This is a genomic window from Roseibium sp. JB4-4, assembly GCF_055693425.1.
In genome coordinates this window covers 5,303,533-5,327,565 of record NZ_CM146333.1, presented here as the reverse complement: position 1 = coordinate 5,327,565, position 24,033 = coordinate 5,303,533, and the positions used below count along the sequence as shown (strand labels likewise).

The window sequence follows — 24,033 nt, the reverse complement described above, 5'->3', positions numbered from 1 at the left end:
GCAACTTGAATGACCGCTAAAGCTGCAATATGGCAGCAAATGACAGCGGATCGTTTTCCACGGTATCTGCGTCGCCTCATGCAATAAACAAAATACGTCTAGGGGCGCCAGAAATACCAGTATCAATGAACCTTGTGGTAAATACCGATGATCAACATTAACAGACCTTTGCCTGATTAAAGGCAGATCCTCATTGAGGCCGTCGCGATCAGAGCCAGGATGCCGGGTTTGACCGACACATTGCGCAGGGCCAGGTTTGTTGGGCACAAACCATTGAGCGCGCATGACGACCTTCATCGCGCTTTTCAGTATTTTGGGAACCATCTTTCTGGGGCAATGAGCCCGGGTCCAAGCTTTGTCCCGGTTTCCCGCGTCTCGATTGCCAACTCACGCGGGGATGGTCAGGCGGCAGCGCTCGGTAGGGGTGCTGGAGGTATTCTCTTTGCTTTGCTTGCTCTGTCTCAGGGCGGCCCAAGGCACTTTCCCGGACATGAAAAGAGACACTTCCGGAAACAGTGTCCAGCAAGCGATCGATGGGGCTGTTGGCTTCTCAAATGGTTCAGCGAGCGAGGTGACCCGCTCGCTGAAATTTCGTTAGCGCCCTTTCAACCTTCAGTGCCGGCTTAGTTCCGTCCGCCAACCACAATGCGATCGAGGATGAGCGCACAGAACAGGATCGCAAGCCCGGCGAGGATACCCTGCCCTGCGGCTGCATATTGCAGAGCTTCCAGGACATCCTCGCCAAGGCCTTTGGCACCGATAAGCGATGCCACGACGACCATTGCAAGCGATAGGAGGATTGTCTGGTTCACGCCTGCCATGATCGTTCTGCGCGCCAGCGGCAGGTCAACACGCCAAAGCAGGTAGCGGGGGGTCGCACCAAAGGCGAGCGCAGCTTCACGCACTGTTTCTGGCACCTGCTGAAGCCCAAGAACCGTAAACCGGATAACAGGCGGGCTCCCGAAGATCATTGTGGCGACAACGCCTGCCGGCTTGCCTGAACCGATAAAGGCCACAACCGGGATCAGATACACAAAGGACGGCATGGACTGCATGAAATCCAGGATCGGACGAATGACACCGAAGACCCTTGGCCTGCGTGCACAATAGATCCCAAGCGGGATACCAAGGCTGATCGATATCAGGGCCGCCGCGCCGAGAAGCGCGATCGTGGTCATGGCCTTTTCCCAAAAATCGAGCAGACCGAGATAGGCAAGCGCAGCACCTGTGAAGATTGCAACCCGTGGCCCGGCCGATAGGTAAGCCAGCATGATGATGACAAGGGCAACAACCGGCCAAGGCGTACCGACAAGAACAACCTCAATACCGTCCAGCAGCGTGCGCATGCCAAAGGTCAGACTGTCGAAAAAGCCCCTCCCAACAGTCTTGGTCCAATCAAAAACCGTCTGCACGCCGTCACCCACACCCAGTCGCCAATTGCGATCCGTCGGGAAAGTGGCAAGGGCTGCGATGGCGTCCGGCTGGGCAAACCTGATCACCGACAACACGACGACGGCAATGGTCAGTGCTGTGGCAACCGCAAGCCTTTGGACAGACCAGCCGCTCGCAACGCTCTGATCCGAGCGCCATCGCGTGAATTGCTCTTCAAGTGTCCAGTTTGCCAACGATGCGCTTAAAAACTTGATCCCGATTAGAACAACAAGGCCAAAGGCAAGGTAGATCAGACCGCTGGAATCAGCTGCAGCGGCCGCAGCCTGCGCGTCCGCCAATGCTGTCTCCAGGGAACTGGCTGCCCGTTTAAGGCTTTCAAGCGACGACGCGCCCGACTTTTCTGCCGCGGCAATTTGCTGCTGCCGAAGATCCAGCGTTTGCGCAATCTGAGCAGCCCGTTCTCTGAGTGACCCTCCCAGATCTCCAAACAGACCAAGGCCGATTTGAATGTAGGCAAAGGTCTCAAGGACCAGAAATCCCAGGAACCAGGACCACAATCCTCGAGCACCAAACCAGATCGGACCGAGCAACCCGGCTGCAAAATTGAGCGTGAAGCAATAGCCCGGCGCCTTCATCATCACGGCAAAGGTACGCTGGTAATAGTCCTGCCCGGTGCCCACGAATGTGGCAATCAACGTGTTCAGCCTGTCAGCGGTTTCAGGCCTGATATCATTTTCATCGACAACGCTCATGATATGCCCCTCATGCCTGACTGCTCTGGATAGCTCGCAGAAGCCCCGACTGGTCGATGACCCCAAGGTCCTGTCCGTTTTCCTTGACCCGGACGACCCCGGCTCCTTCCGTGCAGATCGAAATCAGATCGTTCAGATCCATGTCCGGGTGTGCCGTGCCAGCGCCTTCCGGTATCGGGCCGTTTTTGGCCTCGAACTCGGCAACCGGTTTCATGACCGCATGGGCGAAAATCATGTTGAGCTTGGAAATGCCGGCAACAAAATCTGCGACGTAATCGTCTGCCGGATTGAGAATGATTTCTTCCGGCGTACCGATCTGGACAATCTGACCGTCCTTCATGATGGCAATCCTGTTGCCAATCCGAATGGCTTCATCGAGGTCGTGAGTGATGAACATGGTCGTTTTGTTCAGCTTCGCGCTCAGCTCCATGAACTGATCCTGCAACTGCTTGCGAATGAGCGGATCAAGTGCTGAGAAGGGTTCGTCCATCAACAGAATATCCGGGTCGGAGGCAATGGCGCGCGCCAGCCCGACACGCTGCTGCATGCCGCCCGACAGTTCATGCGCGTACTTGTCTTCCCAGCCGCTCAAATCGACCAGGTCCAGGACCCTGTCAGCCTCTTCCCAGCGTCGTGCTTTGCCGGTGCCACGGATTTCCAGGGGCATGGCAACATTGTCACGCACGGTTCGGTGGGGCATCAGACCGAAATTCTGAAACACCATGGCGACCCTGTGATTTCGCAACCTGCGAAGTTCAGCGGGGTTCATCTCAACCACGTCCTGGCCATTGACCAGGATGTGACCGGCTGTGGGTTCCAATAGCCGGTTTACGTGGCGCACCAAGGTCGACTTACCGGACCCGGACAACCCCATGATACAGAAAAGTTCACCCCGGTTGATCTGGAAGGTCGCATCAGCGACGCCGACCACACAGTCGTATTTTTCAAGAACTTCAGCTTTTGACAGGCCCTCGGCATGAATGGCGCGCAGAGCTTCTTCGGCCCGCCCCCCAAACACTTTCCAAACAGACCTTGCATCGATTGCGATATCGTCAGACACACCTGTCTCCTTTTTCCAAAAAGGAGGCGCAGCCCCGGCGCCAACCGGCACCAGGGCGTGACCTGTGGGAGTGTTAGTTCAGGCCGAGCCAGCCATCGACAACTTCACCATTCCCATCAATCCAGGCGGCAACGACTTCATCGATCTCGCCGCCCTTGACCACGACTTCATAAGTCAGCTGCGAAAGGTGATCCGCATCCATACTGATGTTGGCAAGGAACTGCGCTGCTGCTGGATTTCTTTCGTCAAGCGACTTTGAATAGGCAACCTTGACGGTCTTGACGAGATCACCGGTCGTGATCTTCGACTTGTTGTACCAGTCGGCGTCCTGGTCCGGCTGAATGATCGTGAACTGCTCTGGATCATGCTCGGGTTCTTCAAGCATGGTGACGTCGTAAAGCGCGTGCACGTAGTGCGGCTTATAGCAATAGAACACAACGCCTTTCTTCTGATCGACCGCGTCTTTCAGACGAGCATAAAAGACGGTTTCGTCTTCGGTTGTCGGCGCCAGAAATGTCTCGATGCCATAGTCCCGCACCTTGACCTTATGCACGTTTGTCGACGCCCATCCGGAAGCGCCCACCCAGATTTCTCCGGTTCCGTCGCCGTCGCCATCGAACAGCCCCTGGGCGTCCGGAGTGGCTAGATCAAAGACGGATTTGATGTTGTGCTCTTCAGCCATATAGGTCGGTGTGCAGAACCCCGTCTTGCCGGAATAGCTGCCGGCCGAAAGGGCAACGGTTCCCTTCTGATCGACATACTCGTCCGTGAACGAAGACTGGTTCGGCAGCCAGACATCTGGGTGCACGTCTATGTCGCCACGACCACCATCCATCGCGGCGAAAATGACTGCATTGGCTCCAGGAGCATATCCGACCTCACCACCGAGCCGTTTTTCGATGACCTGACCGATCAGGTTGGCCATGATCTTGGCTCCTGGCCAGCTGGGCTCGCCCACCATGACTTTGTCCTGCGAATTCGCACCGGAAGTGCCGAGGCCGATGATCAATGTGGCCGCTAATAATGATTTCGTTCCGTATTTCATCTTTCGTTCCTCTGGTAGGTTTTGTGTACGCTCTCAGGCGCGTGCCCGCTTTCGCTGCGGGTCTATGAAAGGGATGTCGGAAACCGCAGCGCCAAGACGCTTCATGCGTCCGTCAAGCTGGCCGATTTCAAGTTCTGTTCCGGTTTCGGCGTATTCAACAGCAATCCGAGCCATGGCAATCGCATGCTCCAGCGTCGGTGACCGCGTTGCGGAAGTCACAACACCAACCTGTCGCTCGCCGGCATAAACTGGAGCCCCGTGTGACGGCACATCGTCGCTGTCGATCAAGAGGCCCTTCAGCACCCGGCGCGGTTCACGGGCATTTCTCTCAAGTGCATCTTTCCCGGTGAAGTCTTCTTTTTTGAGGTCCACCGCAAAGCCCAAACCGGCTTCATAGGCATCGATACCCGGCGCAAATTCGGCATTGCGGGCTGCGAGCCCGGCTTCGATCCGAATAATTTCCAGGGCCGCGGTTCCCATCGGGGTTATGCCGAATTCTTCACCGGCAGCCATGACTGCGTCCCAGATTTCGATCGCATCGGACTTGGCACAGAAGATTTCGTACCCGAGTTCTCCGGTGTAGCCGGTGCGTGACAGCAGGAACGGCGCACCTTCACGGTCGTTCAGCCGGGCAACGGTAAGGCCGAACCATTTCATTTGGTCCAGCGAAGGGACGTGCGGTTGGGTGAAGACGATCTTTTGCAATAAATCCCGCGACTTGGGCCCTTGCAGAGCAAGGTTGGGCAAGGCATCACGATTGTCCTGAATACGGACATGCAATTCGCGGTCCCGCGCCAACGCCTCAAGGGTGCGAGCGCTTTCTTCCGATCCGCAGCACCAACGGAACAGTTCCGGGCCGAGCCGCAACAGTGTCCCATCGTCGATGACGGTTCCGCTGTCATCACACATCAAGGTATAATACGCGCGCCAGACTGCGAGCTTTTCAACGTTGCGCGTGGTGGCAAGCTGCATCAGCTTTGCAGCATCCGGTCCGATGATGTCGTATTTGCGCAGTCCGCTCATGTCCTGAACCGTGACCGCTTCCCGGCAGGCCCAGTATTCGCCGAGTGTGCCATGGGAAGGAAAACTGACAGGAGCCCAGAGATTTCTTGCAGGTGCGAATTGCTGCGTCAGACACGTCAACCGCTCATGAAATGCGGAGTTCTGACTGATTGTCATCGGAGCATCTTCCTTTTCGCGATAGGCCACTGCCCTACGGATCGGTTGATCGGGCCTATAAATACGCACGTGAATATCAGTCGGGTTCCACCCGTTGATCGGGTCTATGTCATCCGGGCAGGCGGTTGATACGCAAACCATATCGGCCATCGCCTTCATGGCGACGTAGTCGCCGGGGCGCGAATGAGATTCTTCTGTCTGGATGGTGTGGTGATGTGGGTCGACCCAGGTGTTCCAGAAGAAATTGATGGCAGGCCATGCCGACCTGCGCCCAACCCCATAACGAGCCAGCGCATTGGACATGTTGTCAGAACAGTTCACATGGCCGGGAAAGCCACGCTCCTCGTACCCGCGACCCGTGCATGCGAGTCCAAATGTGTCGTGACGCCCGCATGTGTCTTGCACCACATTCAGCATAGGACGCATTTCGCGATCGTAGAATTTGTCGAAAAGTCCAGGCTCAGGGTAGGAACGCCTCACCATCGAGCGCGTTGCGGTGCTGTCAATCATCCATTCCTGACCGCCATGAAGGCCGTCGGAACGGAACGCCATGAAGTCGGAGCACTGCTGTCCTTCTATATCGATGATCTGGACGATCTCGCCTTCTCGCAGCTCATAGGCGACACCTGTTCCCCGTTGCACCGTGAATTCTTCTCGGACGTCGCCGAGCGGCAAGGGCAACGGTCGCCCGACCGGAGCTGCAGGAGAGTGACTGACGGACAGGACGCCGCCGGCTGCGCCGCTGATCAGGTCATTCGTGCTTGCAGGCCTCACCAACCAGATGTCTGCGGTCTTTTCGGCTTTCAAGACCATAGGCTCAACGGATGCCTTTGGAAGATGAGCGCCAAAAGACAGTCGCTCTCCACCGCCTTGGGCCGCGACCCAGCCGCAAAATTCCGCGCTGTCAAAACTTTGAATGTCTAGCTCAGAAGACGCGGATAGCCCAAGCACTGCGAGCGCTTCGTCTCCGGCCTCGGAAAAGGCGACAATCTGAAGATCACCGGCACCGGCAAAACCGTCAAAGGACAGGAGATCGCCGGGAAGCACCTTCAGGTGAACTGCCTCGCGCGGAGACAGCACATAAGTTCTGGTCTGCGTCGGTTTCCTGAAGCCGGGAAACTTTCTCCCCGGCGTCTCATGGCCAACGTTATTGAACGCGTAAAGTACTGCCTGGCTGCGCATATTAAGCATTTCCGCCATATGTAACTAGTTACATAGCTTGTTAAGACCCATCACATATGTCAAGTCTCTCTTGTTGCAGAATTTGAATTCAGGCAGTTTCGGAGGCGCATGGACAATCCCAAATACCGCAAACGCGCCAATCTCAGGGACGTTGCAAAACTGGCAAATGTTTCTGTTGCGACTGTTTCCCGTGTCCTGAATTCGCCCGACAGCGTTGCTGAAAAAACCAAGGCAGTCGTCAATGCTGCAATCACCGAACTCCGATTTGTCCCGAGTGCAGCTGCACGCGCCATCAACTCGGGACGCTCAAGGGTCGTCGGCGCATTGGTCCCGACCCTCGACCATGCGATTTTTGCGCGCTATCTGGCGGCTTTGGAGCAGAAGCTATCCGAATATCGCTTGTCGCTCGTGGTGGCCACGACCAATGGTGATGCCTCCGTCGAGGCGCTAAAGGCGCAAACGCTGGTCGACATCGGCGCGGAAGGACTGATCGTCTCGGGGATCACACATGAGCCTGATCTGTTTGAACTCATTGAGCGCTGCCAACTACCAGCTGTCGCGACATCCTATTTCGATCCGGACTTCCTTCTCCCAACAATCGGTTATGACAACGCCGGTGCAGGCAGGATAGCCCTTGAATATCTTCTGTCGCTCGGCCATTCGGCGATTTCGGTCGTCCACGGTTCCCTGACCAGCAACGACCGTACGCTTGCCCGTCTCGAGGGCCTTGAGGGGCACGACACCGCGCGCATGAGTTTTTTCGAGGCGGACCTGTCCATAGAAGACGGCTGCGAAGCAGCAAACAAAATCCTTTCCCTTGAAGACAGGCCAACGGCAATCTTGTGCCTCTCAGATGTTCTGGCGACCGGCGTTCTGTATGAATTGAAGCGCCAGGAAGTTGCAGTCCCGGACGACATATCGGTCATCGGGATCGACGATCTGCCCGGATCGGCTCATACCTTCCCTGCCCTCACGACGGTGCATCTTCCGGTCGTCCGCATGGGTCGTGCGACCGCAACTGCCATTTCAGAATGGATCGAAAACGGCAAAAGGCCCTCTGAACGGCTTTTCGAAACCGATCTGGTGATCCGGGAATCCACCCGCGCCAGAACTGGAATCTAGTCATGGCGGATTGTGGTTCTATGCTCAAATTTGCATTTGTGCCAACGTCGGGAAAATGTCCGTTCCAGGCATATACGAGATCAAATTGCCGAGAGCGCTCGTATGCGAAATGAAAAATTGGTTGATTTTTTCATCTCATCGCGTGAAATTATTGAAGAAATTTTCACACACAGATCTTCGTGTTGAAAGACCGATGTCGTTGAAACCGCAGAAATGCGCCCATTCGGTTTTTAGAACGCGTAAGATGATGAAAGAGAATAGCGAGCCGCCGGGCACAAGCAGGACCCATTTGGCTCTGACAGTGGAGAGTACCGCTCCGCGCAAAGAACGACTGGTGTCATGACATGAATGAAGCCTTTCTGAATCCGATCCACAGCCACGAAATCGAATTGAGAGAAGGTCATGGCAACCAAACGCAGGTTTCCTTGCGAAAAAATTGTGCTCTGACGAAGAGCCCCCAAGGCAAGTCCACCAAGGACGAATTTGGCACAAAAAGTGAAAAACAGCATCGAAAGATCGGGCTTCTGCTCGTCGACGGCTATGCGTTGATGTCCGTCGCCTCGGCGACCGAACCGCTTAGGGCGGCAAATCTCCTGAGTGGGTCAGACCTTTTCAGCGTGACCTACTACTCGCACAACGCCGGCAAGGCGCGCGCAACTTGCGGCGCCTACTTTGAAACCGAGCCTCTCGGCATTCTGACCAATCAGGTGGATCTGCTTCTTGTCGTCGCCGGCAGCAACCTGGGCGATGCCGAAAACGCTGGTCTTTTTGCCCAACTGCGCAAACTCGCTGCACATGGCGTGGATCTGGGTGGTATCTCCGGAGGCGGAGCGCTTTTGGCAAAAGCCGGTTTGATGAACGAGCGGCGTTTCACGGTCCATTGGGAGCACTTCGAGGAGCTCAATGCCCTCTCCGATACCTATTATCTGGAACAGCGTTTGTTTGTGATCGACCGCAACCGGTACACCTGTGCTGGCGGGGTTGCCTCTTTGGATATGATGCTAGCGATCGTCAAATCGGAACAAGGCGCTGAACTGGCCGGCAAGGTCAGCGACTGGCTCGTGCACAGTGGCATGCGAGGTCAGGACGAACCGCTCAGATCCAGGTATCTGGGCAGCAACACAGGCGTCAACAGCTGCGTCACCGCTGCCGTTGAACTGATGGAGAGCCATGTCACCGATCTTCTGACACTTGATCAAATGGCCATGCTGGCCGGTGTCAGCTCTCGCAAGCTGCAGCGTAATTTCAAGTCGGATCTCGGTATCGGCGTGATGCGCTACTACATGGATATCCGTCTTCACAAGGCTGACGAATTGCTGCGCAAAACCAGGATGGCAGTGGCGCAGGTTGCCTTTTCTACCGGGTTTGTCGACCAGGCCCACTTTGCCCGCGTTTACAGGGAAAAATACGGGCTTTCTCCGCGGGAGCGCCGGAAAAAAACTCAGATTGCAAGTGCAGACGAACGCTCATTGGCAAATGGCAGTATTTCGGCTGCCGGTACGTTTTCCAAGATCGACCTCAGCCCGGAACTGACCTGACTGCGCCATTAGACTCAGTCTCTTGGCAGCAAATTTGCGGTATCAAAGAGTGGTCCGCAAGCGAGTTCACATGCCGCCTCCTATCTGCGGCGTTCCATTTCAGGCTGAACCCTTACCAGGATCAAATTCGTCGTTCCATCTCGTAGGGTTCCATGACTGTATCTCGGCAGGAACAGGGCTTTCTGCCGGGGACGCCTTTGATTTTCTTCCCGTCATTTGAGCTTGTGCAGACACTGTATTTCATACATATTCAAATATAAGAATTTAAATAGAGGTTTTTTAAGAGATGCCCCTGTCCCGACGTGCCTTTCTTTCAGGCTGTGCCGCATTGCCTGTGTCCTTTCAGTTTGCACAACTGGCGAAAGCTGAGCTCTCCATCGGAAACGGGGTTTTGACGACGGTTAGCGACGGACATCTGACCTTACCGGGCAGTTTTGTCTTTGAGCCAATGCCCTGGGACGAACTCGCACCTATTTTGCAGAAGGCCGGTATTTCCGAGGCAACATTGAAACCGGATTGCAACGTTTCCCTTTACCGGGATGGAGACAAAACTGTCTTGTTCGACGTTGGCTCGGGCCCAGATTTCCAGCCCTCGGCAGGCAAGCTTCTGGAAGGTCTGGAACTGGCTGGCGTTGCGCCGGAAGATATCACCCACGTCATTTTCACGCACGCCCATCCGGATCATATCTGGGGGCTGCTGGATGAATTCGACGAACCTCTGTTTTATGACGCAACCTATATGATCGGCCGCGCCGAGTGGGACTATTGGTGGGACCCGGAAACGGTCGACACGATAGGGGAAGCGCGGGCTGCGATGGCTGTCGGCGCAAAACGCCGCTTCGAAGCCATTGAGGACTCGGTCGAATTCTTTGACGGAGGCCAGGAAGTCTTGCCGGGCATTCAGGCCGTTTCAACGCCCGGTCACACGCCGGGGCATATGAGTTTCGAGGTCCGAAGCGGAACTGAAGCTGCGCTGGTCGTCGGAGACGCCATCGGCAATCACCATGTTGCATTCATGAAGCCGGAATGGCCGAGTGGTTCCGATCAGGACGCCGAGGTCGCTGCCTCGACACGCATAGCGCTTCTGGACCGGATCATTGCCGACGACCTCAAGATTGCCGGCTTTCACTTGCCGGGTGGCGGCATGGGGCGTGTAGAACATGACGCCAACGGATACCGCTTTTTACCGGAGGCTTTCTAATGCGTGCAATCGGACTGGTAATCTCACTTTGTCTAGCGATTTCAGCGCACGCCAGCGAAGACATTCCCGATCAGTATCCGGGATCAGCGCTCTATTCAAAGCCGGTCGAGGTGATACCTCATGTCTGGTCGGCCATTGGCGCCACCGCTCCGCCAACTTACGAAAACTCCGGTCACAACAACAATTTGAGCTTCATCGTTACCGGCGATGGAGTGATCGTCGTCAACGGCGGAGCAGCTTACATTCTTGCCGAAGCTCTCCATCAGGAAATCAAAGCCGTCACCGACCAGACGGTAAAACTCGTTATTGATGAAAACGGCCAGGGGCATGCAATGCTCGGCAACTCCTATTGGGCGGAGCAAGGCGTACCCATTCTTGCGCATGTCGACGCTGCCCATGAAATCGAGGAGCGCGGCAACCAGATCCTCGAAAGCATGAAAAGGTATAACCGGGACAAGGCCGAAGGCACCTTTGTCGCTCCGCCAACCGAAACCTTTGAAGACAAACGCATCATCGAAATGGGTGCGTTCCGCATCGAGGTTCTGCATCTGGGCCCGGCACACGGACCTGGCGACACGCAAGTCTGGTTGCCGGAACAGAGCCTTGTCATCGCGGGCGACATGGCATTCCACGAGCGCATGCTGCCGATTTTTGAGGACACGGTTGTCGCGGACTGGCTGAAAACCTGGGAAAGCGGATTTGAGGCACTGAATGCCACTTATGTCATACCGGGTCACGGCCACCCGACCAACATGGCGCAGGTCCGCCGCTACACCCGTGATTACCTGATCTACCTGCGCGGCAAGATCGGCGACCATCTTGAAGAAGGCGGCGACCTGGCCGACGCCTACTATGTGGACCAGTCACCCTATGCGCATCTGGACACGTATGAAGAACTTGCGACAAAAAACGCCGGCCGAGTCTATGAACAGATGGAGTTTGAATAGTCCGGCGGCTTAAGCGGCGACCGGACGACGAGCGAGCTCGCATCGCGTCCACAACGCTTCAAGCGCCGCGACGAGGTGATCAATATCCGAAGCAGTGTGTACGGGCGACGGCGTGATGCGCAGTCGTTCGGCGCCCTTGGGCACGGTCGGATAGTTGATCGGCTGAATGTAGATCCTGTGATCTTTCATCAACACGTCGGAAATCAGCTTGCACTTGACCGGATCACCGAGCATCACCGGAATGATGTGGCTCGGATTGTCGAGATGAGGCAGTCCAATGGCATCGAAACGTCGTCTCACCTGAGCCACGTTGGTTTGCTGTTGTTGGCGCTCGACATAGCTATTCTTCAGATGCCTTATCGATGCCGCGGCACCGGCCGCGACGGCAGGCGGTAAAGCGGTGGTAAAAATGAAACCGCTGGAGAATGAGCGCACAAAATCACAGAGTTCCGCTGAGGCCGAAATGTAACCGCCGACAACGCCAAAAGCCTTGCCAAGCGTTCCTTCGATCACCGTCAAGCGGTTCATGAGCCCTTCCCGCTCCGCAATCCCTCCACCGCGTGGACCGTAGAGGCCGACCGCGTGCACTTCATCGAGATAGGTCATGGCGCCATATCGGTCCGCCAGATCGCAAATGGCGGCAATCGGCGCAATATCGCCATCCATGGAATAGACGCTTTCGAACGCGATGAGCTTCGGCTGTTCAACGGGAAGCTCCGCGAGCCTGGCTTCCAGATCTTCCAGATCGTTGTGTTTCCAGATAACCTTCCGGGCGCGGCTGTGACGGATACCTTCAATCATGGAAGCGTGGTTCAAAGCGTCGGACAAAACCACGCAACCCGGAATACGAGACGCGAGCGTTCCAAGCGCCGACCAGTTCGCCACATAACCGGACGTGAACAGCAATGCTGCTTCTTTGCCATGAAGATCAGCAATTTCGGCTTCCAGCAACGTATGATCATGCGTATTGCCGGATATGTTTCTGGTTCCGCCGGCACCTGCACCGCATCTGTCAAGCGCATCATGCATCGCACTCAGCACTGCCGGATGCTGGCCCATGCCCAGATAGTCATTCGAGCACCAGATGGTGACCTCACCAGGGCCATTGTGGCAGGTCGCACTTGGGAAACTGCCACAGTGGCGTTCCAGCTCGGCAAAGGCACGATAGTTACCGGCCTCGCGGAGCGCATTCAGCTCGGATCGGAAGAAAGCGCCGTAGTCCATCAGTTGCCAACAGCCTCTGCAACGATCTGCTGCATCAGGTTCTCCACGGCCTGCATGGACCCTTCCGGATAATCCTTGTGCCCGATCATCACACCCTCATCGGTCTCCATGACGAAGATCCCATATGGACAATGCGTGATGTTCATTGGATCCTTTTCCATGACCTGCCGTGAAATCACAGCGGAGCAGAACAGGAAGATGTCCGCATTCTTGAAGATCGTGGCATCGCTGCCGACATCGGATCCGGTCCGATTGAGCATTGCCCCGACATGGCTGACATAGTCTATGACCAGCCCCTGTCCCACGATCGCGCTTTCGACCGCGAAGGTGGCATCCTCAAAAGAACCGTCGAATGGATAGGTGAAAGGCTTTTCGGCCACGGCAGCGCTGCTGAGCGCAAGGCCGAGCGTTGCAGCAAGAACGACAGTTTTCATTACTTGATCCTCTTTCGGATTGGGCAAACTTTGCCCGGAGCAGCGTCCCGGATAGCCGTTTCGACTTGGGTCCGGGACGCTGAGCTATCAGCCTACCCGAGCATGTCTGTGGTGATACCCGTGTACCAGCCCTCAGACTCCTCGTAGGTCGCCTTGCGCAGATCCGCGCTTTCACCGGTTTGAGAGATAAACCCGTCGACCTTGGCAATTTTCTCCGGTGTCGCCTCGTAAGTGGCACCGACCTTAACCCCATCGTTCGGAGCAATGAGAGACCAGCAGGTGTTGGAGAACTTCGCCGGGAAGACTTTGGAACCGGTCAGTGCCCCGCGCACGGCGTTCGCGCAAACCTTGGCCTGCGAGTTTGCCGAAAAGCCGGATTTTGGCATGTCACCCTGACTTGAGGCATCTCCGAGTACGTAAATGTCGGCATCCGCTTTTGTCGACATGTCCGCAGCGTTTACCGGAGCCCACTTACCATCCGTTACGCCCGCCAGTTCCGCAATGCGGCCAGCCTTCATGGCCGGGATCACATTACAAACATCAACCTTCGTTTCCTCACCATCGATCGTGACCGTCATCGCGTCAGGATCAACCGAAACGTTTCCGCCACCAAAATCCTCACCGATCCAGTCGACCATTCCTTCATAGTGGTTGGCCCAGCCTTCCTGGAAAAGCGCCATCTTGGAAAACTTCGGCTTCGGATCAGCAACGATGATTTTTGCGGTCGGATTGTTCTGTTTCAGGAAGTGGGCCACCATCGAGATACGCTCATAAGGTCCTGGCGGACAGCGAAATGGATTGGGGGTGCGACCATTGCAAACGTGCCGCCTGCCGGCATCGCCATCAGTTGCGCTTTCAAAAGCTCAGACTGCGAGCCAGCCTTGTAAGCATGCGGCATCGCGTTTTGCGCACTGAGGCCCCAACCTTCAACAGCGCCTTCCACGAAGTCGATCCCCGGGCTGAGAATAAGCTTGTCATAGGGTACGGTTCCGCCGCCCGCCAGGCTCACGGTTTTTGCATCCCGGTCCACGCCGACTGCCCAGTCATGCACAACGTTCACGCCGCCTGCGGCGAGCCCGCCATAGGTGTGCCCGATGTCTTCAATTTCCTTGAAGCCACCAAGATAGAGGTTTGAAAAGAAACACGTATAGTATTTCCGGGTCGGTTCGATCAAGGTGACATCGATTGCGCCCTTGCTGTCCTTTGCAAGGTAGCGCGCCGCAGTCGCACCACCAGCGCCTCCGCCAACGACCACCACGCGCGGTTTGCCCTGTGCCTTGACTATGGGCGCGAAAAGCGTCGCAGCCACTGCCGCCGTAGTGCCTATGAATTGCCGTCTGTTCAGTGTCATTTTATCCTCCCTAAATGCACTGTCATTGCTCGAGCGCTGAAAAATAGGCCGCCAGCGCCGCTATCTCCTCCGCGTTCAGCCGTCCCGCCATCATCTGCATCACCGGATGTGCCCGCGTCTTGTTCTTGTAGGCATGCATCGCAAGCACAAAATCTTCTTCCGGCCACAGGACAATGGATGGAATGCCGTCATTTCTGCCATCGGCCTGGTGGCAGGTCGTACATTCGCTGCTGAGATATTCGCCATATTCCGGATCGCCCTTGAGCGCGAGAATGGCCGGATCAAGGTCATGATCCGTAGGGCTCGCCGTCGGGTCCGCCTCCGGTATGTTGGCCGGGCTGTCTGAAAACGACCGCAGATAGGCAATCAGATTCAGCCGGTCCTCTGCCTTCTTGAGACCCGCGAAGCTCATACGTGTGCCGCTTGCAAGCCTGCGCGGGCTTTCCAGGAACGCATCCAGGGTATCGGCATGCCATTCCAGCCCGCCAGTTCCGGCACGCACCAGGGCCTTGGAATATCGAAAGTCCTCATGACTGGCGGCCCTGCGTCCGAAGAGACCGTTCAGATGCGGACCAATACGGTGTTTTGCGCCCTCGCCCAACTGATGACAGCTCTTGCATTTTCTGAACACCTCTTCGCCTGCGACTGGATCACCGAATTCATCGGCAACCGCCGTTGTGCAGAAGGCGGCAAGTGCAATAGCTGAAAGGAGCTGAACGAGATGCATCGCGCACTATTCTCCGAATGACTTCAGATAAACGGTGATGGCAGCCAGATCGTCTTCCTTCTTCAATCCCGAGAAGGCCATTTTCGTGCCTTTCATGTAGGACTTCGGCTTTGCTAGAAATTCTACCAATGCGGCTTCGTCCCAGACCCGGCCTTCACCATGCGCGGCCACAAAAACTTTGGAATACTTGAAACCCTCCACGGAACCCATCTGACGGCCGATCAGACCGTTCAGCTGAGGGCCCGACTTGTTTTTCGCCCCTTCACCGACAGCATGACAGGCCTTACATTTTTTGAAGACCTTCTCGCCCGAAGTAAGAAGGGCCGGATCTATGGCCGGCGATGAGGCGGGGCCCCCATCGGCGTCCCCTTCCACTGCTTCGGGCGCAGCCGCAGTGGCAACAAAGGTCGGTGTATCCTGGGCAGTGGCATGGTTCATGACCGACTCGCCACCATCTTCCGGTGTCACGTCCAGGAACGTCGCCCGCATGGTTATTTCAACGCTTGGCTTGCAGTTTTCCATGCAAGGCTCGGTGCGCCACTTTGCGTATTCAAGCTCTGGCCTGTCATCAACCACAAAGCCATCCCTGTTATGCATCTCGAAGTCTGCAAAGTTTTCGTGACTGAGTTCGAAATCGTCGTCCACAAGGTCATTGGAATAGAGGATGTAGGCGACAATCGCGTAGGTCTCGTCTGCGGTCAGGGTCTGCGCTTCGCCAAATGGCATGGACCGGTGAACATAGTCCCAAACCGTCGACAGATACGGCCAGTAGGACCCGACTGTCTTCACTGGATCCTTGTCTGCCAGGGTGTCGAAACCACCTGCCAGAACGGGCCAGTTGTCGACCCCTTCTGCGAAATCGCCATGACATGATGCGCATTTGTCCGCGAAAACTTCTTCTCCGGTATAGGCATCGCCGCGCCCTTCCGGCAGACCGCGTCCGTCCGGCAGAACATCAACATCCCATGCAGCGATTTCTTCTGAAACGGCCTCGCGTCCAAGACCGAATTTGCCATCGTTGCGCGGGGCATATTCCGTCAGATTTTCGCCGCTCGCCATCTGCTCCTTTGCAGAGGTCTGGATTTCTTCAATCTTTGCTCTGAGCTCGGTAACGACTTGTGCCTCTTCCGAGGCGCGTTTGCTTGCGTCCTCGGCCTGCAAGGACACCTGCTCGACACGCCGTTCGAGCGATTCAATCTGGTTTTGTCCGTAATCCAGGTTCGCAACCAAAAGCGCGGCTGAAATGGCAAGCGCCGTGCCGCCGGCAATCGGAAGAACAAGCTGATTAAGAGACTTCGACATTCTCGACGACCCCATTTTCATCCACGAACCAGGTTTGGATACAGTTGTTGTGATAGACGGAGTTTTCGCCGCGCATTTCCCGGAGCTGCTGTTTGGTCGGCTGGACGTACCCAGTCTCGTCCATCGCGCGCGACTGCAGCAGCATTGCTTTGCCGTCCCATTCGGTATCCAGATAAAAGCGCGTTAAAGCCTTTGTATCGCCCTGTTTTCCGAGCCGTGCGGCTTCCCAGGTGATGCCGCCGTCCCTGGACACGTCAACGCGCGTAATCTTGCCGTGGCCTGACCACGCCAGGCCGGAAATGACCATTGGCCCAGTCGAGTGGTCGATCGGCATTTGCGGACTGGGGGACGTGATCACCGATTTCGCATCCATGACCCAGGTCCATTTGCGAGCGGTCCCGTCTTCGTAAACGTCGGTGTATTTCGACGTTTCCTCTCGGCTTTCCACCGCGGCATCGGAGACTTCGATCCGACGCAACCACTTTACCCACATGTTGCCTTCCCATCCGGGAACAACGAGGCGCACCGGGTATCCGTGCTCCATACGCAATGCTTCGCCGTTGGCCTTGAAGGCAACAAGGACATCGTCGAGCGCCTTCTCCATCGGGATGGAACGGCCGTTGGACGAAGCGTCGGCACCTTCCACATAGACCCACTTGTCTTTCAGGTCTCCGGCTGCAACCAGACCGGCTTCGTTCAGAAGCGTACGCAAAGGAACACCGGTATACTCCATATTGTGGATCATGCCGTGGGTGAACTGTGCGCCGTTAAGCTGGGCACCTGCCCACTCCATACCGGTGTTGGCGGCGCATTCACAAAAATAGACGTGGTTCTCCCTGGGAAACCGTTCCAGGTCCGAATAGGTGAAGACCAGCGGCGTGTCGACCAGGCCGTTGATCATCAACCTGTAGTCTTCCTTTCGCAGTTCAATGGCCCCGGAATGATGCCGTTCAAAGGCGCAGCCTTGCGGAGTTATGGTGCCATCGAGTGCGTGGATCGGCGTGAAATTGATCGACGAAATCGGCGATGCCGTCAGCCATTCGACATTCCTGCGAACGACATCTTTTTCAAAGCTGATTGGAAGACCATAAGGCGTTTCGTCGACGCCTACCCCAGTGATCGATGCCCAGTCCTGAACATCGGTAATCAACGGGTCTGCACTATTAGCACTTGCAGCGCCCGCTACTGACGCTCCCGCAATCGCAACACTTCCTTTCAGGAAATTTCTGCGGGATGTTACTTTTTTGCTGCCCATAAAAGGCCTCCCTGCCTCAACTATGCGCCAATGACTTCCACACTGTTGTTCGGTTTCGCGGTGACTGTACCGACTTTGCGAATGTGGTTTTCGACCACGTCCCAGATCTGCGGTCCTTCGGTGTCTTCGTTCACACTTGCCCAACCGGCGACCACATAGGACCGCGAGGGGTCGACCGCTTCCCCTGAATTCAACAGGGTCAGGTTCGAAATGCGGCTGCCCTGCGGTTGACCGATATCGATCCGGTAGCCAAGCCCGCCGGTGCGCACCATGTCACCGCCCTGCTGGTAATAGGGGTCCGGATTGAAAATGTTGTCGGCCACGTCTTCCAGAACGACCTTCAGAAACTCTCCGGTCATTTCGGTGCGATAGGCCTGTCCGTAGGACATGGACGTCACATTGAAGATGTCCTCACGGGTGATGTCCTGACCCGGGATCAGCGACGGTCCCCAGCGCACACCAGGACTGAGAGCAATTTCTGCATCGCGTTCGGAAAGCAACGCGTCGCAGATGAGATCGTCCCAGGTGCCATTGAAGTTGCCACGCCGATAGAGAAGACTGTCGGTCTTCCCGACAACCTCAGACATTTCAGCCAGATAGGGAGCCCTTTGCTCGTCAATCAATGCCGAGACTTCAGCATCGGGTTCGATCACATCGGAGAAGATAGGAATGAGCTTGTGGCGATAGCCAAGCATCTGTCCGTTGCGGATATCGAGGTCGACCCGGCTCACAAATTTGCCGTTGGACCCCGAGGGCACGATGATGGTTTTTCCCGACAGAACAGGTTCCGGCAATGCATCATGCGTGTGCCCGGATAAAATGACGTCGATGCCATCAACGACCGTCGCCATCTTCTTGTCGACATCAAAGCCATTGTGGCTGAGGACAACGACACATTCCGCGCCTTTGGCTCGGACTTCGTCGACCATGGCCTGCATGTTCTCGTCCCGGATGCCGAACGCGTATTCGGGGAACATCCATCCCGGATTTGCAATTGGCATATAGGGGAAGGCCTGACCAATGACGGCGACCTTGGTGCCGCCGCGTTCGAACATCTTGTAAGGAGGGAACAATGCCGTCGGTTCGTCCCATTCGACATCGAAGATGTTCTGGCCCAGCGCTGCAAACGGCAGGCTTTCCACGATTTCGTTGACACGTTCACTGCCGAGCGTGAACTCCCAATGGAATGTCATCGCGTCCGGGTTCAGCGCGTTCATGACATTGACCATGTCCTGACCCGCTGTTTTGAAACAGGTGTATGAGCCGTGCCATGTGTCCCCGCCATCAAGAAGAATGGCGTCCGGGCGCTCGGCCCGAATGGCCTTGATGACGGTGGCAACACGGTCAAGCCCTCCGACCCGGCCATAGGTTTTTGCAAGCGATGAAAAATCTCCGGAACTCAAGGCGTAGTGGCTTGGGCTGCCATCCTGGATCCCATAAAGATTGCGAAACTGCTCACCCGTTACATGCGGCACCGCACCCTTGTTGCTGCCCACTCCGATGTTTTCCGACGGCTCCCGAAAATAGATCGGCTTGAGTTGGGCATGGATGTCCGTGACGTGAATGAGCGAAACGTTTCCGAAAGTCTCGAATTCAAGAAGCTGGTCTTGCGTCAACGATTGCTGCGCCGCCAATCGAGCCCAATTGCCGAAACCGGACGCTCCGACAATTGCCGAAGCCGCCATTCCGACTTGAAGAAAATCGCGACGCGAAATCATGTTTTCATTGGCTCCATTAAACATATGCGCATAAGTGAATATTTATATTACGAAAAGGGCCCCGCCTGTTGGTTGGGGCCCTGAACAGGCTTTAGTTGCGGACGGACGGTCCTTCGACACTCAGTCCGTTTCCGCGCGTGGCAACATAGAGCTCAAGGGCCACGAACTCGGGCGAACCGGGTTTGTAGGTCTCCGCACGCGTATCGCGCACGCAACCCTTGAACCGTGCGTGCACGGAATTGAGCTTTGTGTTCTTCAGCCGATAGGTCGGGAACCCGTTGATCTGTCCCTGGCTCAGGTGATCTGCCCTGATCATCATTCCATAACTGTCCTCATGACAGTTGGCGCAGGACAGTTCCAACTGGCCGGTACGCGTATAGTAGAGTTCCTTGCCCTGTTCCCACGTGGTCTTGGCAGGTCCGTCGATAGCAACATTGACCGGCATCCCGCGCGAGACGGAAGAAATCAGTGCGACCATATCGGTCATGTCGCCACCGGTATATTTCCATTTCTCAGCGCCCATGCGCGTTTCACGGCAATTGTTGACCTCCATTTCAAGAGTGGTCACTTTGCCCTTTTCTTCGTTCCACTTCGGATAAACAGCACGCACACCCGCCATATCCTCTGGAGCACCGTGACAGCTCTCGCAGGACTTGCCTTCAGTTCCGTCAACGGTTTCCCAATCGACCATTGCGTTTTCGACGCCGATCATGCCGGGATTGTCGAAATCGTCCATCTGAAAAGCCTGGGTCTCGTCCGAACGAAAGCGCCAGCCGGAATAGATCGTTGAAAGATTTTCGGCGTGAGCTGGTGCTTCAACCTCCGTAACAATGGAAATCTCGTCATTGATTGTCAGGCTGTCGTCATCAGGGCCCGATACCGCCGCCCCCGGCATCATGACCAATGCGGCCACCGAGCAAATTGCTATTGTCTTTTTATGCACGCCTTCCTCCCTCTCCAAGACGTATGGTGGATCGGAAGATCAGTTGACAGTGATCTTCTTTGACGTGTCGTAGACAGATCCATCGTCGTCATACCAGGTGAACTTGAATTCACCGGTTTCCGGCACCACCGCCTCGAACTGGAAATAAGGGTTCGTGGAAATGGCCGGTTCAAGCGTCACATCGATCACGTTCTGACCGTTGAAATCGGCCGTGAAGCGGTTGATGATCGAGCGCGGAATGATGTTGCCGTCATCGTCTTTGCGCTGGCCGCTTTCCATCTTGTGACTGATCAGCGTTTTGATCGTGATCGTCTCGCCGGCGGCAGCCTTTTTCGGGACTTTTACCCGGGGTTTCACACCAGATGCCATGATAATTCTCCTAATACCCTGAGGATCAGCCGCCGCAGCCGCCAATGGTCACTTTCACGTTCGCTTTTGCCGTCTGGAAGGATCCATCTTCCATCTTCGCGATAGCGACGACGTCCTGCGTCGTTGCAAGGCGGATACGGGTTGAAGCGCTTCGCGAGGCACTCAAGGGACCGAATTTGAATGTTGCAACGTTTGGTACCGGGTTGCCATCGGCAAATAGCGTGACCTCCACAGCGCCCGGCGCATCAAATGCAATCGGCACCGTATTTCCGTTTTCAGCGATTTCCGGGGCCGTCAGCGTGATCGCCCCTTCCCCAAGCTCTGCACCGCCGGTCAGCGCCGCGATCTCGTCATCGGTCGTGCTGGCAAATACGGGCAGGCTCGTCAAACTCGCCAGCGCGAAAGTGCTGGAGCCGAGCGCCAGAATTTTTCGCCGTGTCAGTTCCATGTTGGTCTCCATTTCAGGAAAGTCATTGTTCCTTGAGCGTTACAAGAAAGGCGACGACATCTTCGACTTGTTGTGCCGTCAGCAATGGCTGCACTTCGCCGTCTCCATGGGCTTCGCCTGTGTAAGCGTCTCCCAGGCGAATGAACCCTTCGGTTCTGTAAAATGAGGGCATCAGGCTGCCGTCGAACATCACCTTGGCATTCGCAACGATGCCCCGCAGTTCAGGGACGGTCCATCGATCCGCGACCCCGTCGAGTGGAGGTCCAATTTCGCCGTGAAATGCAAGATGGCTAAGCGCTGAAACCTGATGGCAGGCAATACAGTTTCCTGCACCCTTGTTCATGATTTCCGCCCCCACTGCGGGGTCTCCGGCCACTCCGGAAAGCGACGTTTCAACGGCTCCGTCTACGAAGACAACGTCAGTTGGTTTAACCGCCTCGGCAAATGCCGAGGATGCGGTAAGCATAGCTGTGAAGCCGATAATTGCGTGTTTCATGCGCCCTCCCTCAGACGATTCTCATCGACCGTTTGTGCGACACTACATCACATATTCCTTTTTACGCAATAACAAATTCAATTAGATGAATTTATCTATCTGTTCGCAAGTGCAGCAATTTGGAGAACAAAATGTCGCCCTGCAATTGATCGCTATTTACCTTGATTTTCAAACTTTCGAGCATGGTATTTCTGGAAAGGCTCATCACTATTGTAGCCTTCCTCGACCACCCAGCTCAGCATGTTCAGCGTCGTCCAACGCCCGAATGCACCCGGCATGTTTGCAACTGCCGCCTGTGTTGCTGTAGCCCAATCGGGCACATCTTTGGGGAAGAAATAGATATTCGGGGTAAACAGAGCACCCCAACGCTTGACCATGTCTTTTTCCGGCAGTGTTGTTCCATCGAAATCGGTGACTTCCACGTCTCCGAACATATTGATCTGCACAACAAAAAAATTGTCTTCGATATATTGCTCGATCTCCGGTACCACGAAGACTTCCTCATGCATTTTTTGGCAATAGATACAGCCGCGCTGCTCCACGATGACCATAAGCCGCTTGCCCTCGGCATTGGCTTCTTCAAGGTCTTCAGAGAGGTCCTTGAATGTATCGCGCATCCAGTCTGCCTTGTGCAGGCCGTCATCTCCAATTTCGGCAGCAAACACCTGACAGGACAGGAGGATTGCGACTATTGCAGCAAACAAACGTGTCATCGTGACTTCTCCTCGATTAGCCAATGGCACTGAACCAGGGAACGTATTCCAGCATCCATTGAGCGATAACGTTGATGGAGTTTGTGGCGATCAAAACGCCGAAAAGGATCAGGAGCCCGCCCATGAGTTTTTCAATGAGGCCCAGATATTTGCGAAACCTTGCCATCCAAGACATGAACGGTCCGATGAAGAGCGCAGCAACAATGAAGGGAAACGTCATGCCGACGCCATAGACGAACAGCAGAGATGCCCCCTGCCCGGCAGTCTCTTGACCGGCTGCTGTGAACAGGATGGCGGCCAGGACCGGGCCGACGCACGGGGTCCAGCCAAACGCAAAGGCCAGACCAACGACAAAAGCGCCGGCCAGACCGACATTTGCCGAGTTGCCGGTCTCCACCCGCAGCTGCCGATAGAGAATGCCGATCCGAATGACCCCGAGAAAATGCAGGCCCATCGCGATGATGATCGCGGCCGCCAGCCATCGCAACACATCGAAATAGTCGCGCACAAGCTGGCCGAATGTCGTAGCCGTGGCACCCAGACCCATGAAAACAGTGATCACGCCAAGCGCAAAACAGCAGGCCGCAAGGAACGCCCGGAGTTTCACCGCGCCGGTGACGGCCTCTCCTCCATCCACCTGATTCATTCCAACGCCAGCCAGGTAGCTGAGATAGAATGGTACAATCGGTAGGATGCATGGCGACAGGAATGACAAAAAACCTGCCGCTAAAGCGCCAAAAAAGGTAATTTCGAACATGGAATGAACTGCTTCTCAGCTTGATATATTCATAAATTAGATTATGATTAAGTGTGCGGGTTCGTCAATTGGGGACACATATTGACTTTTCTAAAGGCGCTCTTCGTTCTGCTGCTCGCGTTTGCACCAGCTTCCGCAGCGGCGGAAACATACTTGCTCATGGCTGAGGAAGACGGCTGCTATTGGTGCGCCAAATGGGATGAAGAGATCGCTCACATCTACTCCAAGACGGCAGAAGGCAAGACAGCCCCGCTCAAACGCTATGATTTGTATAGTGAAAAACCCGAAGTCACCTTTGACAAGAAGGTCCGCTTCACACCAACCTTCATTCTCGTGCAAAATGGCGTTGAGGTCGGTCGAGATCGAGGGATACCCCGGTGAGGATTTTTTCTGGAGCCTGCTCAGCATGATGTTCAGCAAGGCAAATATTCCACTGGAACAGACAGGTTAAGCAAATATGACTGCTGACGTGCCAGGCACACCCGAAAACTCAACCAAAAGCGCTTCTCGCTTGCCGGTATTCGACGCCGATATGTGTGCCGAAGACATGGACAGGATGATGAAGAACGCCCAGCGTGCATCAAACTTCCTGAAGGCCATCAGCCACGAAGGCCGCCTGATGATCTTGTGCCATCTGGCATCGGGAGAAAAGTCCGTCGCCGAACTGGAAAATCTGCTTTCTGCAAGACAGGCCGCTGTTTCGCAGCAGCTGACACGTCTGAGGCTTGAGGGACTGGTTACGCCCCGGCGCGAAGGCAAGGCCATCTACTACAGCTTGACAGACAATCGCCCGAAGCAAATCATGGAAGTCGTTTATGACCTGTTCTGCCGAGAGGAATAACCGTACGCGTTAGCAGCGCCCGGTTATGGGAGGAGCC

General features: G+C 55.6%; 22 protein-coding genes and 2 pseudogenes. 7 read left to right on the top strand and 17 right to left on the bottom strand.

Going from position 1 to position 24,033, the window contains the following annotated elements; genetic code table 11:
- Positions 1–336: 336 nt before the first annotated feature.
- Positions 337–462, top strand: a pseudogene (locus ACZ1HV_RS25080) (LysE family translocator); the annotation flags it as partial.
- Between the two features lie 161 nt (positions 463–623).
- Here the strand turns inward: ACZ1HV_RS25080 and ACZ1HV_RS25075 are convergent.
- The 4 genes from ACZ1HV_RS25075 to ACZ1HV_RS25060 all read right to left on the bottom strand — a co-directional run bounded on the left by ACZ1HV_RS25075 (position 624) and on the right by ACZ1HV_RS25060 (position 6,610).
- The gene (locus tag ACZ1HV_RS25075) at positions 624–2,144 is read right to left on the bottom strand and encodes an ABC transporter permease (protein ID WP_472716663.1); all 1,521 of its coding nucleotides are present in this window, start codon (positions 2,142–2,144) and stop codon (positions 624–626) included.
- 10 nt (positions 2,145–2,154) lie between these two features.
- Complete coding sequence (locus ACZ1HV_RS25070) at positions 2,155–3,204, bottom strand: quaternary amine ABC transporter ATP-binding protein (protein ID WP_298819238.1); 1,050 nt, start codon at positions 3,202–3,204, stop codon at positions 2,155–2,157.
- Between the two features lie 73 nt (positions 3,205–3,277).
- Entirely contained in the window at positions 3,278–4,249 is a 972-nt protein-coding gene (locus ACZ1HV_RS25065; protein WP_298819235.1) for an ABC transporter substrate-binding protein, read from the bottom strand.
- A gap of 33 nt (positions 4,250–4,282) precedes the next feature.
- Positions 4,283–6,610 carry a DUF1989 domain-containing protein gene (locus ACZ1HV_RS25060; RefSeq protein ID WP_472716662.1) on the bottom strand — a complete coding sequence of 776 codons (2,328 nt, stop codon included), beginning with the start codon at positions 6,608–6,610 and terminating at the stop codon, positions 4,283–4,285.
- 108 nt (positions 6,611–6,718) lie between these two features.
- On the opposite strand from ACZ1HV_RS25060, the gene ACZ1HV_RS25055 reads away from it, so the two are divergent.
- The 4 genes from ACZ1HV_RS25055 to ACZ1HV_RS25040 all read left to right on the top strand — a co-directional run bounded on the left by ACZ1HV_RS25055 (position 6,719) and on the right by ACZ1HV_RS25040 (position 11,418).
- On the top strand, positions 6,719–7,732 hold the full coding sequence (locus ACZ1HV_RS25055; RefSeq protein WP_298819230.1) for a LacI family DNA-binding transcriptional regulator: 1,014 nt from the start codon (positions 6,719–6,721) through the stop codon (positions 7,730–7,732).
- 344 nt (positions 7,733–8,076) lie between these two features.
- Complete coding sequence (locus ACZ1HV_RS25050; protein WP_472716661.1) at positions 8,077–9,270, top strand: GlxA family transcriptional regulator; 1,194 nt, start codon at positions 8,077–8,079, stop codon at positions 9,268–9,270.
- A 286-nt stretch (positions 9,271–9,556) separates the two neighbouring features.
- Complete coding sequence (locus ACZ1HV_RS25045) at positions 9,557–10,471, top strand: MBL fold metallo-hydrolase (protein ID WP_472716660.1); 915 nt, start codon at positions 9,557–9,559, stop codon at positions 10,469–10,471.
- Positions 10,471–11,418 (top strand): MBL fold metallo-hydrolase, encoded by a 948-nt coding sequence (locus ACZ1HV_RS25040; protein WP_472716659.1) that lies wholly within the window; start codon positions 10,471–10,473, stop codon positions 11,416–11,418. The genes ACZ1HV_RS25045 and ACZ1HV_RS25040 overlap by 1 nt, the downstream gene beginning before the upstream one ends.
- 9 nt (positions 11,419–11,427) lie before the next feature.
- Here the strand turns inward: ACZ1HV_RS25040 and hemA are convergent, their stop codons facing one another.
- The 13 genes and pseudogenes from hemA to ACZ1HV_RS24975 form a co-directional block, all read right to left on the bottom strand.
- Entirely contained in the window at positions 11,428–12,642 is a 1,215-nt protein-coding gene (hemA, locus tag ACZ1HV_RS25035) for a 5-aminolevulinate synthase (protein WP_472716658.1), read from the bottom strand.
- Complete coding sequence (locus ACZ1HV_RS25030) at positions 12,642–13,076, bottom strand: DUF302 domain-containing protein (RefSeq protein WP_298959648.1); 435 nt, start codon at positions 13,074–13,076, stop codon at positions 12,642–12,644. Before ACZ1HV_RS25030 ends, hemA begins: the two co-directional genes overlap by 1 nt.
- Positions 13,077–13,168: 92 nt before the next feature.
- Positions 13,169–14,427, bottom strand: a pseudogene (locus ACZ1HV_RS25025) (FCSD flavin-binding domain-containing protein).
- Between the two features lie 22 nt (positions 14,428–14,449).
- Positions 14,450–15,154: a c-type cytochrome gene (locus ACZ1HV_RS25020; protein WP_298819214.1), complete on the bottom strand. Its 705-nt coding sequence runs from the start codon at positions 15,152–15,154 to the stop codon at positions 14,450–14,452.
- A 6-nt stretch (positions 15,155–15,160) separates the two neighbouring features.
- A complete protein-coding gene (locus tag ACZ1HV_RS25015) occupies positions 15,161–16,456 on the bottom strand; it encodes a c-type cytochrome (RefSeq protein ID WP_472716657.1) in 1,296 nt (431 codons plus the stop codon).
- Positions 16,440–17,711 (bottom strand): sulfite dehydrogenase, encoded by a 1,272-nt coding sequence (soxC, locus tag ACZ1HV_RS25010; RefSeq protein ID WP_472716656.1) that lies wholly within the window; start codon positions 17,709–17,711, stop codon positions 16,440–16,442. Before soxC ends, ACZ1HV_RS25015 begins: the two co-directional genes overlap by 17 nt.
- A gap of 20 nt (positions 17,712–17,731) precedes the next feature.
- The gene (gene soxB, locus ACZ1HV_RS25005) at positions 17,732–19,429 is read right to left on the bottom strand and encodes a thiosulfohydrolase SoxB (protein WP_472716655.1); all 1,698 of its coding nucleotides are present in this window, start codon (positions 19,427–19,429) and stop codon (positions 17,732–17,734) included.
- A gap of 91 nt (positions 19,430–19,520) precedes the next feature.
- A complete protein-coding gene (soxA, locus tag ACZ1HV_RS25000; protein ID WP_472716654.1) occupies positions 19,521–20,372 on the bottom strand; it encodes a sulfur oxidation c-type cytochrome SoxA in 852 nt (283 codons plus the stop codon).
- A 39-nt stretch (positions 20,373–20,411) separates the two neighbouring features.
- Positions 20,412–20,741 carry a thiosulfate oxidation carrier complex protein SoxZ gene (soxZ, locus tag ACZ1HV_RS24995; RefSeq protein ID WP_298819203.1) on the bottom strand — a complete coding sequence of 110 codons (330 nt, stop codon included), beginning with the start codon at positions 20,739–20,741 and terminating at the stop codon, positions 20,412–20,414.
- A gap of 25 nt (positions 20,742–20,766) precedes the next feature.
- Entirely contained in the window at positions 20,767–21,189 is a 423-nt protein-coding gene (soxY, locus tag ACZ1HV_RS24990) for a thiosulfate oxidation carrier protein SoxY (protein WP_152500867.1), read from the bottom strand.
- 22 nt (positions 21,190–21,211) lie between these two features.
- Positions 21,212–21,685, bottom strand: a complete 474-nt coding sequence (soxX, locus tag ACZ1HV_RS24985; RefSeq protein WP_472716653.1) for a sulfur oxidation c-type cytochrome SoxX — start codon at positions 21,683–21,685, stop codon at positions 21,212–21,214.
- Positions 21,686–21,837: 152 nt separating this feature from the next.
- Entirely contained in the window at positions 21,838–22,398 is a 561-nt protein-coding gene (locus ACZ1HV_RS24980) for a thioredoxin family protein (RefSeq protein WP_472716652.1), read from the bottom strand.
- A 16-nt stretch (positions 22,399–22,414) separates the two neighbouring features.
- Positions 22,415–23,155: a cytochrome c biogenesis CcdA family protein gene (locus ACZ1HV_RS24975; RefSeq protein WP_298819191.1), complete on the bottom strand. Its 741-nt coding sequence runs from the start codon at positions 23,153–23,155 to the stop codon at positions 22,415–22,417.
- An 81-nt stretch (positions 23,156–23,236) separates the two neighbouring features.
- On the opposite strand from ACZ1HV_RS24975, the gene ACZ1HV_RS24970 reads away from it, so the two are divergent.
- The gene (locus ACZ1HV_RS24970) at positions 23,237–23,536 is read left to right on the top strand and encodes a hypothetical protein (protein WP_472716651.1); all 300 of its coding nucleotides are present in this window, start codon (positions 23,237–23,239) and stop codon (positions 23,534–23,536) included.
- 76 nt (positions 23,537–23,612) lie between these two features.
- Positions 23,613–23,996: an ArsR/SmtB family transcription factor gene (locus ACZ1HV_RS24965; protein WP_152500863.1), complete on the top strand. Its 384-nt coding sequence runs from the start codon at positions 23,613–23,615 to the stop codon at positions 23,994–23,996.
- Positions 23,997–24,033 lie beyond the last annotated feature (37 nt).

What these genes read in the sequence shown, in the direction of transcription:
- ACZ1HV_RS25075 (WP_472716663.1), bottom strand. Translation starts at nt 2,144, where the DNA reads ATGAGCGTTGTCGATGAAAATGATATCAGGCCTGAAACCGCTGACAGG.
- ACZ1HV_RS25065 (WP_298819235.1), bottom strand. Translation starts at nt 4,249, where the DNA reads ATGAAATACGGAACGAAATCATTATTAGCGGCCACATTGATCATCGGC.
- ACZ1HV_RS25060 (WP_472716662.1), bottom strand. Translation starts at nt 6,610, where the DNA reads ATGCGCAGCCAGGCAGTACTTTACGCGTTCAATAACGTTGGCCATGAG.
- ACZ1HV_RS25055 (WP_298819230.1), top strand. Translation starts at nt 6,719, where the DNA reads ATGGACAATCCCAAATACCGCAAACGCGCCAATCTCAGGGACGTTGCA.
- ACZ1HV_RS25050 (WP_472716661.1), top strand. Translation starts at nt 8,077, where the DNA reads ATGAATGAAGCCTTTCTGAATCCGATCCACAGCCACGAAATCGAATTG.
- ACZ1HV_RS25045 (WP_472716660.1), top strand. Translation starts at nt 9,557, where the DNA reads ATGCCCCTGTCCCGACGTGCCTTTCTTTCAGGCTGTGCCGCATTGCCT.
- ACZ1HV_RS25040 (WP_472716659.1), top strand. Translation starts at nt 10,471, where the DNA reads ATGCGTGCAATCGGACTGGTAATCTCACTTTGTCTAGCGATTTCAGCG.
- hemA (WP_472716658.1), bottom strand. Translation starts at nt 12,642, where the DNA reads ATGGACTACGGCGCTTTCTTCCGATCCGAGCTGAATGCGCTCCGCGAG.
- ACZ1HV_RS25030 (WP_298959648.1), bottom strand. Translation starts at nt 13,076, where the DNA reads ATGAAAACTGTCGTTCTTGCTGCAACGCTCGGCCTTGCGCTCAGCAGC.
- ACZ1HV_RS25020 (WP_298819214.1), bottom strand. Translation starts at nt 15,154, where the DNA reads ATGCATCTCGTTCAGCTCCTTTCAGCTATTGCACTTGCCGCCTTCTGC.
- ACZ1HV_RS25015 (WP_472716657.1), bottom strand. Translation starts at nt 16,456, where the DNA reads ATGTCGAAGTCTCTTAATCAGCTTGTTCTTCCGATTGCCGGCGGCACG.
- soxC (WP_472716656.1), bottom strand. Translation starts at nt 17,711, where the DNA reads ATGGGCAGCAAAAAAGTAACATCCCGCAGAAATTTCCTGAAAGGAAGT.
- soxB (WP_472716655.1), bottom strand. Translation starts at nt 19,429, where the DNA reads ATGATTTCGCGTCGCGATTTTCTTCAAGTCGGAATGGCGGCTTCGGCA.
- soxZ (WP_298819203.1), bottom strand. Translation starts at nt 20,741, where the DNA reads ATGGCATCTGGTGTGAAACCCCGGGTAAAAGTCCCGAAAAAGGCTGCC.
- soxY (WP_152500867.1), bottom strand. Translation starts at nt 21,189, where the DNA reads ATGGAACTGACACGGCGAAAAATTCTGGCGCTCGGCTCCAGCACTTTC.
- soxX (WP_472716653.1), bottom strand. Translation starts at nt 21,685, where the DNA reads ATGAAACACGCAATTATCGGCTTCACAGCTATGCTTACCGCATCCTCG.
- ACZ1HV_RS24980 (WP_472716652.1), bottom strand. Translation starts at nt 22,398, where the DNA reads ATGACACGTTTGTTTGCTGCAATAGTCGCAATCCTCCTGTCCTGTCAG.
- ACZ1HV_RS24975 (WP_298819191.1), bottom strand. Translation starts at nt 23,155, where the DNA reads ATGTTCGAAATTACCTTTTTTGGCGCTTTAGCGGCAGGTTTTTTGTCA.
- ACZ1HV_RS24965 (WP_152500863.1), top strand. Translation starts at nt 23,613, where the DNA reads ATGACTGCTGACGTGCCAGGCACACCCGAAAACTCAACCAAAAGCGCT.